This window comes from Prosthecobacter sp. SYSU 5D2, assembly GCF_039655865.1.
Lineage (GTDB): Bacteria > Verrucomicrobiota > Verrucomicrobiia > Verrucomicrobiales > Verrucomicrobiaceae > Prosthecobacter.
In genome coordinates this window covers 513201-526174 of record NZ_JBBYXL010000002.1, presented here as the reverse complement: position 1 = coordinate 526174, position 12974 = coordinate 513201, and the positions used below count along the sequence as shown (strand labels likewise).

The 12974-nt window shown below is 56.8% G+C and carries 12 protein-coding genes; 6 read left to right on the top strand and 6 right to left on the bottom strand.

Annotated features, from left to right (window positions below; translation table 11 throughout):
- Positions 1-3 precede the first annotated feature (3 nt).
- Genes WJU23_RS04745 through WJU23_RS04735 form a run of 3 tightly spaced genes read left to right on the top strand, consistent with a single transcriptional unit; the run spans position 4 to position 2062 of the window.
- Positions 4-255, top strand: coding sequence for a hypothetical protein (locus WJU23_RS04745; protein WP_346331388.1), 252 nt, complete (start codon positions 4-6; stop codon positions 253-255).
- Entirely contained in the window at positions 252-1484 is a 1233-nt protein-coding gene (locus WJU23_RS04740; RefSeq protein WP_346331387.1) for a hypothetical protein, read from the top strand. The genes WJU23_RS04745 and WJU23_RS04740 overlap by 4 nt, the downstream gene beginning before the upstream one ends.
- 8 nt (positions 1485-1492) lie before the next feature.
- Entirely contained in the window at positions 1493-2062 is a 570-nt protein-coding gene (locus tag WJU23_RS04735; RefSeq protein WP_346331386.1) for a hypothetical protein, read from the top strand.
- Between the two features lie 41 nt (positions 2063-2103).
- Here the strand turns inward: WJU23_RS04735 and proB are convergent, their stop codons facing one another.
- Entirely contained in the window at positions 2104-2886 is a 783-nt protein-coding gene (gene proB, locus WJU23_RS04730) for a glutamate 5-kinase (protein WP_346331385.1), read from the bottom strand.
- 126 nt (positions 2887-3012) lie between these two features.
- On the opposite strand from proB, the gene thiH reads away from it, so the two are divergent.
- Entirely contained in the window at positions 3013-4164 is a 1152-nt protein-coding gene (thiH, locus tag WJU23_RS04725; protein ID WP_346331384.1) for a 2-iminoacetate synthase ThiH, read from the top strand.
- 57 nt (positions 4165-4221) lie between these two features.
- The gene (gene thiS / locus WJU23_RS04720) at positions 4222-4422 is read left to right on the top strand and encodes a sulfur carrier protein ThiS (RefSeq protein WP_346331383.1); all 201 of its coding nucleotides are present in this window, start codon (positions 4222-4224) and stop codon (positions 4420-4422) included.
- Between the two features lie 8 nt (positions 4423-4430).
- Here thiS and WJU23_RS04715 read toward each other — a convergent pair whose 3' ends face one another.
- From WJU23_RS04715 to WJU23_RS04705, 3 genes are all read right to left on the bottom strand, one after another.
- A complete protein-coding gene (locus WJU23_RS04715) occupies positions 4431-6965 on the bottom strand; it encodes a DUF1592 domain-containing protein (RefSeq protein ID WP_346331382.1) in 2535 nt (844 codons plus the stop codon).
- Positions 6965-8236 carry a DUF1552 domain-containing protein gene (locus WJU23_RS04710; RefSeq protein ID WP_346331381.1) on the bottom strand — a complete coding sequence of 424 codons (1272 nt, stop codon included), beginning with the start codon at positions 8234-8236 and terminating at the stop codon, positions 6965-6967. Before WJU23_RS04710 ends, WJU23_RS04715 begins: the two co-directional genes overlap by 1 nt.
- Positions 8237-8880: 644 nt before the next feature.
- On the bottom strand, positions 8881-9837 hold the full coding sequence (locus tag WJU23_RS04705; protein ID WP_346331380.1) for a DUF2971 domain-containing protein: 957 nt from the start codon (positions 9835-9837) through the stop codon (positions 8881-8883).
- Positions 9838-10376: 539 nt separating this feature from the next.
- Here WJU23_RS04705 and WJU23_RS04700 point away from each other — a divergent pair.
- A complete protein-coding gene (locus WJU23_RS04700; RefSeq protein ID WP_346331379.1) occupies positions 10377-11063 on the top strand; it encodes an SLATT domain-containing protein in 687 nt (228 codons plus the stop codon).
- Between the two features lie 438 nt (positions 11064-11501).
- Here WJU23_RS04700 and WJU23_RS04695 read toward each other — a convergent pair whose 3' ends face one another.
- Both WJU23_RS04695 and WJU23_RS04690 read right to left on the bottom strand, forming a co-directional pair.
- The gene (locus tag WJU23_RS04695) at positions 11502-11948 is read right to left on the bottom strand and encodes an SMI1/KNR4 family protein (RefSeq protein WP_346331378.1); all 447 of its coding nucleotides are present in this window, start codon (positions 11946-11948) and stop codon (positions 11502-11504) included.
- Position 11949: 1 nt separating this feature from the next.
- Positions 11950-12942: a glycosyl hydrolase gene (locus tag WJU23_RS04690; protein ID WP_346331377.1), complete on the bottom strand. Its 993-nt coding sequence runs from the start codon at positions 12940-12942 to the stop codon at positions 11950-11952.
- Positions 12943-12974 lie beyond the last annotated feature (32 nt).

Below are 12974 nucleotides of genomic sequence, written 5' to 3'. Positions count from 1 at the left end.
AACATGAGGGTCATCTTCAAAGGCCATCTGGATGGTGACGCCACTTTGGACATTGTATCCAACCAGGGTCGTGACCGCCATCAAATCAGACTGAAACCAGGCGAGGTCATGGGCAGCTATGGGGGAGCGGAGGATTGGACAGATGACATCCAGGTGCGCTATACTCCTGGCACCGCGAGATCAGGCCATCTATACCTGTCAGTTTATAGTGGAAGAATCCTCAGCCAGGAAGACTCGCTGTTGCTCTCTGAATGAAATATGCCCTGCTCAACAGCCTCCTTGGAAGCATTATGCTGGTCTATGGCATCGGCCTCACCGGCGCAGGCTGGCTGCTTGCATGGCTGGGAATAGGCTTCCTCATCATTGGCATCGCCTATGCCCGCCGCAAAGCAGCCGTCTTTGGCAAACGGTCTGATGGAACCTTGCCGTTATGGAGTTGGGCAGCGTTTCTTCCGCTGCATCTATACACTCTGGCGGTCTGGCATCTCATCCGTCTGCTTTCAGGCGAGTCAGCCTCCGACAGCCTTCGTGGTGGCATCGTCATCGGGAGGCGTGTCCTCGGTCACGAACTCCCCTACGGGATTGCAACGGTGGTGGACCTCACCGCCGAATTTCAAGAGCCTGCCCGCCTACGTTCTGGACCGAGCTATCGGAGCTTCCCCATCCTTGACGCCAGCGTCCCCGATAGCGATATTCTTCGACCCTTTATAGCATCCCTGCCAGCCGGTCCTCTGTATATTCACTGTGCCCAAGGGCATGGCCGCACGGCTCTTTTCACGATTGCTTTGTTGATGGAAAGGCATCACTGCCAAACGCTGGATGAAGCCCAGGCAATGATTCTTCAATCAAGGCCGGGTGCCCGGATGAACCGGCAACAGCAGGCTTTCCTGCAAGGTCTATATGGTGGCGACAGGCCAGAAAAGCCTGCCCCTGAGAGGACATCACAGGGCCCTGACGACCTAACAACAAACACGTCCATCAATTTCCCCAAGCTCTGGTCGCACGTCATCACCGCCTGCCCGCCCCACGATTCCTTTTCAATACATGGGCCAGACCACTGGCGACGGGTGGAACGGAATGCGCTGATTCTCGCCACCCGGACAGGTGCAAAAATCCATGTCGTGAGACTTTTTGCCCTCTTTCACGACTGCTGCCGCCTGCACGATGGCTGGGATCCCGGTCATGGCAAAGAAGGGGCCAAATATGCCGCCTCTTTACGCGGCCAAATGTTCCACCTGTCCGACGAAGATTTCGATCTGCTCAGTTATGCCTGCGAATGGCACACCGAAGGCAAACATAACGCCGACCCCACCATCGGCACTTGCTGGGATGCGGACCGGCTGGATCTCGGCCGCGCAGGCATGATCCCCAATCCCGCCTACATGAGCACTGAGTTCGGCCGCGAGATCGCCGATCATGGCGTCATTCATCCATGGGTGCATCTCGCAGAGTCACACCAAAACGAACCAGGTACAGCTCCCTGATTCCGAATATGAAAGCCTTCACTCTTATCACACTTTGTATCGCCAGCATCCTTCATGGCGAACCGCCTAAAGAAGATAGTACCTGGGAATATTTCACGACCCTTACCACACCTTCGAAAGATAACATTTCAGTGCGCATCATCACCGGGCCATGGGATCCGACCGTACATCTCATTGAAACGAAAAAGGATGGTGCCTGGAAAGAGATTCCATTCTCAGCAGACCTCTCATCTGAGCAGACCTATCGTATTGACGGCCGAGAATCCATCTGGGGAGCGGACGGATTTGGCTGGCCCGACAGAGAGGTTAAATTGTTTGTTATACGATGGGGTGAGAAAGTGATCAATGTTCCTCAAAAACATTGGCGGGATTACTATTGGCTGCTGCTCTATACTCAAGAAGAGACGAGAAAGGATTCAGACATTGGAGGCTGCTGGACCCATGTCCGCTTCGATGAAGCTACTCAGCGTCTCATTATCGTCTCAAACGGCGGGGGTGGAGCAGGCTGGTATGAAGTCTCCTGGACTGTCAGCCAGGAAGGAATCATCACCGACTCTGCCTCATCCAAAGGCGAATAAAGCAATCAGACGGTGAAGAGGGGCGGGACGCTCCTCCCCATCTACTTCCTGACCGGAAAGCGCGTGCAGATACCGCCGCCTGCCACCACCTCCGGGATCTGCTCCGCATGGCGGCCGCTGGCGATGATGCATTCCACACCACCATTGACTGCATCCTGGACGGCGCGCAGCTTGGAGATCATGCCGCCGGTACCGAGCTTGGTTTTTTCCTCCTGGGCATGGTGGATGACCACGTCCACATCTTCCACCACAGGAATGGGACCATCTTGAGGGCAGTTCATGTCCCGCAGCAGGCCGGGGGCGCTGGTGAGCAGCAGCAGCAAGTCCGCCTGCCACAGGCGGGCGACGCGGGAGGAGAGCTTGTCGTTGTCCCCGAAGCGAAGTTCCTCAATGGCGACGCTGTCGTTTTCATTGATGACGGGCACCACCTGCGGGAATTCCAGCAGGCGCTCCAGGGTGGTTTTCACCCGGCGGGCGCGGTCGTAATTTTCCAGGTCCTCATGGGTGACCAGAAGCTGGGCGACGTGGAGGTCATGATCGCGCAGGAGGTTCTCATAGGCATGCATGAGGTGGGTCTGGCCGACGGCGGCCAGGGCCTGCAGCGTGGTCATGTCCGTGGGGCGCTCGGTCAGGTTGATCGGCTTCAGGCCGGAGGCCACGGCCCCGCTGCTGACGACGACGACGCTATGCCCGGCACGCTTGAGCAGGGCCACGGCCTCGACCAGCTTGCGAAGCTGTACGGGATCCGGCTCAGGCGCATGAAGCTTGGTCAATATGCCGGTGCCGAATTTAAGAACAATGCGCTGGGGTGCCGTCGTGGACATGGAAAGAGGGCGAGCAGTATGCCGCAAGCGGCGCGGCAGGCAACGGGATGTTTTAACCCGACCTCCGCGATTGACCGCAGGTTGCACCCACGGGCAGGGCGGGGTATATTGTTAACCCGCCCTTAAATGCTGACCACCTTTACCCCCGTCCTCGATGCCCTCCCGGCGCGCAAATCGCCCCTGATGGAGCGTTTCTGGAGCCTGCTGGAAACCAAATCCCCGGCCCAGCTGGAGGCGATGGCCCGCGAATCCCGCCAAGTAACGCGGAGGAACTTTGGCCGTACGATGCGCATGTTCGCTCCGCTGTATGTTTCCAACGAGTGCGTGAACAACTGCTCCTACTGCGGCTTTTCCCGCGACAATGCCAGCATCATGCGGGTGACGCTGACCGTGGACCAGGTCATCAAAGAGGCCCGCCACCTGACGGAGCAGGGCTTTCGTAACATTTTGTTAGTCGCCGGTGAGCACCCCAAGTTCGTCAGCAACGGCTACCTGGAAGAGTGCATCCGCGCCATCCGGGATTTTGTGCCCACCATCGGCATCGAGGTCGGCCCCATGGAGGCCCCGGAATATGAGCGTATGGTGAAAGCCGGGTGCGAGGGGCTGGTGGTTTACCACGAGACCTATGACCGCCCCCTGTATGCAGAAATGCATACTGCCGGGCCGAAGAAGGATTTCGAATGGCGGCTGGCCTGCCCGGAGCGCGGGTATGAAGGCGGCTTCCGGCGCATCGGCATCGGCGCCCTCTTTGGCCTCAGCGACTGGAGGCTGGAGGCCCTGCGGCTGGCTGCGCATCTGGAGCATCTCTACAAGCACTGCTGGAAGTCCAGCTTCACCGTCGCCTTCCCCCGCCTGCGGCCTGCAGCGGGCGGCTTTCACCCGAAGACCTCCTTTCCGGACTGGGCGCTGGTGCAGACGATGTGCGCCTTTCGCCTCATCTTCCCGGAGGTGGGCATCGTCATGAGCACCCGCGAGCCTGCCCCCCTGCGCGATGCCCTGGCCCCGCTCGGCGTCACCGTCATGAGCGCCGGCAGCCACACGGAGCCCGGCGGTTACACCGGTGCCGGCAGCGACGACCTGCACCAGACCGTGCGCGGCCGCCGCGTGGAACTGGATACCGCTGCCAAGAAAGCCGATGCCAAAGCCGAAGGCCAGTTCGGCATCGCCGATCTGCGCAGTCCGGCGGAAGTGGCCGCCATGCTGCAAGCCCAGGGCCTGGACGCCGTCTGGAAAGACTGGGACGCCGCCATCCTCAATGAAGGCGCCCTCGCCGCCTGATGGGCTCAAACTCATTTCCGCTTTCTGCTTTCCCCATTTCTTCTTTCTCCGCCTCCCATGACCATCACTCTCAACGGCCACAAGCGCGAATTCCCCGCCCCCCTGTCCCTGCCAAGCTTATTGGAAAGCCTGGATCTGGCTGGCAAACCGGTCGTCGTGGAGCACAATCAGACCGCTCTTCTGCCCAAGGAAATCTCGACTGCCGAGGTGAACGAAGGTGACATCATCGAGATCGTCCAAATCACGGCTGGAGGGTAGTTAACGGATCACCGTGACCGGAAAATTTCGCTGGTGAGGCATTGCAGCATCAGGGTGTGCAGGCCGAGCTGGTTCTTCTTCACGGCGATGTGGATTTCATCGAGTTCGAAGTCATCGGCGGGTTCCATGTGGCGGCCGGTGCTGTAGGTGAGCACCTGGCGGATGAGATGACGGGTGAAAAGCTCTTCGCGGGTTTCGAGGAGGATGTTCTTGAAGCCGGCGAAGTCGGTATACGTCTCGCCGGAGGGGAATTCGCCGGAGGAGTCTACTTTGGGGGCGGGCTTCTTGCCGTTCTTTGGCTTCGGATAGCTGCTGCGCCAGCGGCCGATGGGGTCGAAGGTTTCGAGGCTGAAACCGAGGGGGTCAATCTTGCGATGGCATTCGGCGCAGGTCTTGTCGGTGCTGTGTTTGGCGAGGCGCTCGCGGATGGTGGTGGCACCGGAGATGTCGGCTTCGATGGCGGGCACTTCATCCGGCGGCGGGGGGGGTTGGATGCCGAGAATGTTTTCGCTGACCCATACGCCACGGGTCACGGGGGAGGTCTCGACGCCGTTGGCGCTGACAGTGAGTATGCCGGCCATGCCCATGAGGCCGCCGCGATGCTTGTTGCCTTTGAGGCTGACCTTTTGGAATCCATCCTCCAGGCGCAGGGTCTTCTGCTCGGGCAGATCGTATAGCTTGGCCAGTTTTTTGTCCACAAAGGTATAGTCGGCATCCAGGAACTGGGCGACGGAGCCATTGGTTTTCAGCAGGTCGCGGAAGAAGAGACGCGCCTCGGCTTTCATGGAGGTGGGCAGGTCCTCGGCATAGTATCCGCGGTTGGTTTCGCGCGGTGGGGGCATGCTGCCGAGGTCGCGGAGGTTGAGCCAGCTATCGAGAAAACCGTCAACAAAGCCGCTGATGCGATCATCGGCGATCATGCGCTGGACCTGCTTGGTCAGCTCGTCTTTTTGAGTCAGCTTGCCGGACTTGGCGGAGGCGAGCAGCTCGGCATCGGGTGGGGCGGCCCAGAGGGCATAGGAGAGGCGCGAGGCGAGATCGTAGGCGCCGAGGGCGGGATCAGATTCGTCGGTGATCTCGCTAAAATACAGGAAGGAGGGCGAGCAGAGGATGAGCTTCACGGCATCCAGCGCTGCCTGGCGCGGGGTGGCTTTTTCAGCGAGGCGCTTCTCATAGAATACCTGGATGGGCTGGCGGTCGGCGTCGGTCAGGGGGCGGCGGAAGGCTTTGCCGGCGAAGGTATAAAGCTGCTCCAGCGCGCGCTCGGGCTGGAAACCTTCTTTGCCAAAAACGGCGCGCTCTTCTGCACTGCCGCCTTTCTCTGGCATGGGGCCCTGGATCTTCACCTCGCTGATGCGGATGTGCGGCAGATCCCAGTCGCGCAGCAGGTGGGTGCGGCTGACGCCGGAGGTGCCGGCGGGGAGGTTGAACTCTTTTTTATACTTCTTGTTCAGCGTCACCACGGAGGCGCGGGATTCATAGGGGCCGTTCGGGAAGATGAAACGCGGGGTCTGCCCGGCCTCCAGCCAGACGCGAAATTTCAGCCAGGTGGGCTTCATATCCGGCACGACGCTGCTGGCCAGCAGGGGCTCGATGGTCTGCGGATAGTGGATGTGGCCGCGTGTGACATCGCCCGGCACGACGCCGAGTATAAAGGGCTCCGAGAAATCTATACCGAAAATCTCATGGTCAAATTTGGTGTTGCGATGCATCGCGGTGGCCTCGACCTCGATGTCGTATAAACCGGAGACAGGCACGCCTTTCAGGAAGTCCTCAATGTGGCCGTATCCGCCCTGTCGGGTATCCGTATTCGGCTGCTCGTAGATGTTCAGATAGCGGTATTTAAAGGCGGCTTTATGCGGTCCGCTCAGTTCCTCATACTGGACGAAGTTTTTGTTAAACTGCCACTTCTTCGGTTCCATCTCCGGCTTGCCCAGGCGCATCTCGACCAGCCGGTTAGCGGCCTGGAAATACTGGTCCACCAGGAATCCGGACGTCACCAGGGACTGGCCGATGGTGTCCATGTGGCGGCTGGTTTTCTCCTTGGGGAAATCCCCCGTTAGGCCCAGGGTATCCACGCGGCGGCCAAAGAGGGTCGCCAGGGTATTCTCATACTCGCGGCTGGACAGGCGGCGCATGACGGTGCGGCCGCCGGAGCTCTCGATGACGCCGCGCGCGGCGACGGTGCCTTCGCGCAGGGCGCGCAGCACAGCCAAGCGCTCCTCCTCCGTTGGCTGGTCGGCCTTCTTCGGGGGCATCTCCTTCAGAGTGAGCTGGTCAATGATCTCCTTGGCGTCAATCAGGTCGGCCTCGCTCTTCAGCGGCAGGGCAAATTTTTCAAACTCGCGGTCACCTTTCTGCACATCGGCATCGTGGCATTCCAGGCAGTAGCGGCCCATGAACTGCTGGACGAGCTTGGCCTCTGGCGGTGCGTGTCCATTGGCCTGAGCTTGTGCCTGCACCTGAATCGGGGCGGTCACGTTTAAAACCGTGGCCGCCAGACTGAGGGCGAAACTGGACCGGAAAAGGGCCTGCGTGCGCATCAGGAGAAACGGCCGGTGCTGCTGCCAAAGGTATCCGTCTCCACGCCCATGCGCTGGGCGATGTCCACGTATAGGTTGCAGAGCGGGACCTTGTTGATGCCCTCGCGTGGCACCTCGCGGAATTCGCCATGCTTGTATCCGCCGCCGGCCAGGATGATGGGCAGGTCGGAGTTTTTATGGGAGTTCGCATCGCTCATGCCGCTGCCGAAAAGCACGGCGGTGGAATCCAGAAGCGTTTTGTCGCCATCCAGCATTTTGGACAGGCGGGTGATGAATTTGTTAAACTGCTCCACCTGGTATTTTTCCAGGGTGATCAGGTGGGCGATGGCCTCCGGATCGTTGCTGTGGTGGGACAGGCCGTGGTAGGATTTGTCAATGCCGAGGTCCTGCGGCAGGAAGTCGCCGCCGATCTCCAGGGTGGCGATGCGGGTGGAATCCGTCTGCAACGCCAGGGCGATCAGCTCATAGAGCATCGGCAGGTCCTGCACCGGGTTTTTGTTGGCCGGTTTGGGAAAGGGGGCTTCGGGTTTGGGCTGATCGGCCCAGCGCTTGCGCAGTTCCAGGCGCTTCTCCACATCGCGGACGGAGGTGAGGTATTCGTCCAGCTTGTCCTTGTCCTCCTGGTTCACCTGGCGGGAAAGGCGGTTGGCACCTTCCAGCACCGAGTCCAAAATGGAGGCCTGTACCTGGTTTTCCTGCACCCGGCGCGCCTGGCGCTCTTTGGTGTCGCTGATGAACAGCCGCTCAAACAGTTCTGCCGGCCCGGTGATGGGTGGCACTCGCACGCCGGATTTGGTCCAGGCGATCTGGCAGCCGCCGTGGATGCCGCCTTCGGACCCGACGGTCAGGGAGGGGAAGCGCGTCTGGAAACCGACTTCGTCGGCGATGAACTGGTCAATGCTGACATTGCCGTCCGGGCGGTTCTGCGCCTCGGAGTTCAGGACGCCGGAAAGGAAGGAATGCACGGCGAAGTGCCCGCCTTTGACCCCGTGGTCCAGGCCCTTGAAGACGGTCATGTGGTTGCGGTTTTCCCAGAGCGGCTCCAGCAGCGTGGTCTTCTCATAGTTCCGCCCGGTGGTGGTGGGGAAAAGGGATTTGACCTGGTAGCCCAGCAGATTGCCAATCGCCACAAACCGCTGCGCCCCTGCCCCGGCTCCCTTGGCTGCCTGCAGTGCCGAGTTTCCGCCCACGGATTTGGCCATCAAGGAAGGCATGCCCGGCAGCGCCAGCGAGGCGCCCAGGGACTGAAGAATAAAACGGCGGCGGTTCATAGGGGGTGAGAAGGAATGAGGGGACAGGGACAATACGCGCGTGGGTGGGGGTTTATTGCAGGGAGAAGAGGGCCAGGACTGGGTTTGCGGTTGATGGCGATGGTTGGCCGTTGTTTGCGGTGGTTGGGGAACGGAGAAGGATCGGCCACGCTCTGGGGAGCGCAGCTACGGAGGGGACCACCTTCTTGCGAAGGCGGTTCCAGGGGCGGAGGAAGATCGGGGGTGGCGGTGGGGATGCCAAGGGGCGGATTTGGGGACTTGGGACAAGTGGCGAAGAAAGACGGGGGTGGGTGTCTGCTGGAACTTGACTGGGGTAGACTTGGTTTGACTGCCATGGGACTCTGGTTGGGTCGGACGTTCGTCAAGGCATGAGGAATAAGGAATTAGTGCAAGCGGCGCTTGCACAATTGCTCAGGGATGCCCATTGCGAAGTCTGGGCCCCCGATCTCAATTGTCCAACAGCCTGTTGGACCAAATGCAGAGGGTGAGATCTCACCGAAATTTGTTTGCTGACAACAAGACTCGCTTCTTCCTGCGGCTGGCATTACAGATATATATTACTGACGTTCAATACTTTAGGCCGTGAAAATTGATAGCCTGGCTGGCGGCATGTTTTTCTGACCGTTTCCCCGCCTTATAGAGTTTCATCTATAATTAATATTAGAGAAGATGAGAGGTGCCTGGATACCGTTACTTGCTAATAGCATTTCAACACCCAAGGTATTGTTCTTTATTGAAGATTTTGGCCCAACGTACACTTTGGTTATCGGCAATTTGAGGCCTGGTAATTCCTCGCGACGGCTGATATTCAGCTTTACGTATGGAGTAACGCCGAATTGTCCATACCGGTAGTTGATCTTACTGCTGGTTTTATGAACTGTGGCCACCAATCGCCACTCTGATTCTTCTTTATATGTTGCACTCTTGAAGGCTATAAGCAGTTCCTTTGCCCTGTAACGACACATGAATCTAAATAGTGTAAGGCTATCGGGGTCAGTTTGATCTTCTAGAGCCATCCAGAAGGTGTGTGCCGCGTCAATAAATATTTTTAATAATTTATGCTGATCTTTCGTTTCGTATACAACCGGAAGTAAATGATAGCACAAGACAAAATCTGGAGGCATCTTATCGGGATCCAAATCGCGCATGACGTATTCCCCGAAACCAGAGCGGTCACGAAGTATCGATCCGTCAAATCCAATGGAAACACCTGTGCCATTTGCCGCATAAGCTCGCCACTGACTTAAAAGATCGGGTCTGGCAGAAAGACTGACGACAAAGATACGCAAATCATCTTGAATCTTGTCCGCAAGCGAGTATGAGATTTGTTCAAGAAAACCAGACGAATACTTTTTCTTGCTTGCATTTAGATATTCTTCAAAAACTCCTAGACCCCATTGGAACTCTTTGGGGTCATTAAGGAAAGTTCGTTCAGTTGCGAGAAGGCATTGGGAATTAATTATCGCCAGCAGTGATTCGCCAGAGGTGTAATGATACAGCTCATCCGGTGGATCTTTCATTGCAAATTCAAAATGATACTTCGCAAACTGATCATTTTGGCAGATTAAAAAAAGAGGATTTTCAATGGTTCTCCAAGTCATATGGACACATATCTGGTATACCTCCGGTTCCTCTATCAGGCCAATTTGCCGAGAGTGCTGACTGAGTAGGTGCCGGATTCTTCCTAGCGATAGCGTTTGGACTTAAATATGGCAACCCGGAAAATTTAATAGATGACGGATTGTGCATGGGGCCTTGGGTAGTGTTAGATCTCGGGGGAAGAATGACATAGTGATGGGCTCCAGGCATGCCTCTGAATGCAACGTTGCAGGGAGGTCATGAGGGCAAGGGTGAGGGGAATGTGTTCGCTGGCTCCACATAATGCGAATAATGGGGGCGAACGGTGTCTTTCTAGGTGAATCGACACAAGCGTGGTTTGGCGGCAGGAAGGTGGTTTATGCGGTGGCAGGTACTGGTGGTGTGAAACGCTCATGGTGTCGCTAATACAGCAAAACGCCCTCTTTTCCAAAGAATACCCTTAAAAATCCGGATCCATCAGAACGCATGCCGCATAACTGTTTCGATATTTTATTTAGAATACATACTAGACATGATGATGATTTTATGCCTTTATGCATTCATGTCAGAAGAGCCAAAAAGCAAAAAGGTACCACTCTATGCACAGGGAAGCTATGACCGCGAACTGAACTACAAGCTTTGGTCCACCTATAAAAGCAGGTTCAACGCTGCGGCACGGTGCCAAAAGAAATACAATCTTTCGTCTAGAGCTGTTTCGTTTTTATCGGCCTATGTGATAATTTTTTCCCTTATCACTACGATGCTCCCACAATTTTCCCAGGGTGCTACGGAGCAGGTAATCTTATTTATCAGTTCTGCGCTATCCATCATTATTCTTGTGGTGAGTCAGCTTGAATCCTCGCAAAATTACAGCGTTCGGACCTACACCTTTCATCAAAGTGGACTCGCAATTGCTGAACTCTACAAAAAGCTTCGTGCTCTCAAGTCTAGGCACAAAGATAAATCGTCTCCTATTTTCCTCGATGCTGTTGAATTACTCTCAGACCAATATGATGAAATACTACGTCGATCAGATAACCACGAAGATATCGATTTTGAATCTTTTAAGGCATCTAAACCTTCCTATGAAGATCACAATCTAACTATAGTAAATGTCTTGCAAATTAAAGCTAGACTTATTCTATGCCATTATTCATATTATTATCTTTGCATGGGACTGCCTCCTGTGGCCTTTGCCGTTTTTGCTTGGCTTACATGGCCTCAATCAATTCCTTTAGCCAGTAATTGAATTGGCCATTCCAGATGGTTACGCTCATGGCATTGCCGGAGAAAAAATTGCCAGGCAATTATAATACCAACCTCTTAAAGCATTGATATTCAGCACGTAAATCACCCGCTCCGACTAGGCGCAGCGTTAAAACTCCCGCTCCCCCTGCCATCCTCGACCGTCAAAAGGCGTTGCGGCACTTGGCGTAAGAGAAGACCGTTATAATGCAGGGGCAATCGAGGGGCGGCGTGTAACCGACGCAACCCCGGTTGGGGTTGGCATTGAGGGTGGATCCGGGGCATGGGGTCCCAGGGTTGTGCCAACCCTGGGCTTGGGGACGGAAGCCCTTTGGGCTTGTTGGGGGAGGCTGAGGGCAAGATGCCCTCACACCTTGGTTGCACCGGTGGCTTGGGTAAGCTGAGGGCAGCGATGATTGACCGGATTTGGCCAGCACTGTTATTAGTTTAAACCCTGCAAAAAATCGACAAACGAATTCGCGCACACATTGAAATTTTTGCGGGTACTTTTTCGATTGAATGACCTTAACTCGTGATCATAAAAAAGGAGCTTGCCACGTTCGCTTCCTTGAATCGCTAAACATAACTTATTGCCGCCAATATCATGGCCTATGGATATCAAATCTGCTGGTATTTCCTGCCTTAAAGCCAGATATTCGTCGAACAACTCCCCTTTGCCATCTGGAGCTAACGAATAAAGGGTGGATAGCATTGTTCGTTCTCCAGTTTCGAGGACGGTAAAGTTTTCCAGTTTGGGCTTCTCCCCACCATTGGAGAGCGCCAAGAACTCCCTGTAGCTGTCGGGGAGTTTACATCCCACAAAGGTCTCAAAACTCATGATTACTGACTCCTCAACGGGAGGGTTCGGGAACCAGAATTCAAATGTCATATTATTGCTCGCTTGGTTTTTTACCGAAGGCTTGCTGGAAGGCGGCGGTGGGGGCGGGCAATTCTTTTGGGCGGGTGGAGAGCTGGCCGGGGTAGGCGGCATCGGAATCCCAGTAGGTGTGGGAGGGGATGTGGTTGGCTTTGATCCAGGCGGCGAGGGACTGGATGAAGGGGGCGGAGCGGGGACCCCAGACGCCCCATTCGTCTATTTGAAACGGTTTGCCATGGGCGCGGGCGAAGGCGTGCATGCCGGCGAGGTTCCAGGCGTTGTAGCCGGTGCCATCGGTACGGATACGGAGGGCCCAGGCTTCCTGGGGGTCGTCGGTCTCCCAGCCTTCGCCGCCCATGGACTTGGGCTTCCAGTAGAGGTCGTGGCCGACGATGTCCACGTAGTCGTCCCCGGGCCACATGGGGCGGGGGTCGGTGGCGCCTTCGGAGGTGGAGAAGCTGAAGCGGAAGCGGTGGCCGCCTTTGACGCTGCGAAAGACGCGGTGGAAGCGGTGCCAGGAGGCGATGAAGTCCGGGATCATGGCCTGGCGGGAGCCGCCGACGCCCCAGGGGAACCAATCGCCATTCATCTCGTGGCTGGGGCGGATGACGATGTCCCCTGCCCCGGGGTTGTTGGCGAGGATGGAATCCGCGAGGCACTGCCAGTGGGCGTCGTAATCCCCGGCGCGGGCGGCGGCATAGGTGGCGCCGGTGATGATGATGGGGACGTCATAAACGAGGCGACGGTGGCCGCGTGCGCCATAGACGGTCTGGCTGAGCCAGTCGGCATAGCGGTAGTTTTCCCACTTTTGGAAGTCCACGGTGCAGAGGATGAGGTCCACGGGGCGGCCGAGCCATTTTTCGAAGTCGAGGACGCGCTGCATGGAGTTTTCCCCATAGACTCCGAGAGCGGGCTGGGGGGCGGGTTCCGAAGATGCGCCCGACAAGGCCAGAGACACGCATATGGCGATGAGGAGTACTTTTTGAAGCCAGGGGCGTCTGTGCATGAGGGCTGCTATAGCGAGGAGCGGTGCGGAGT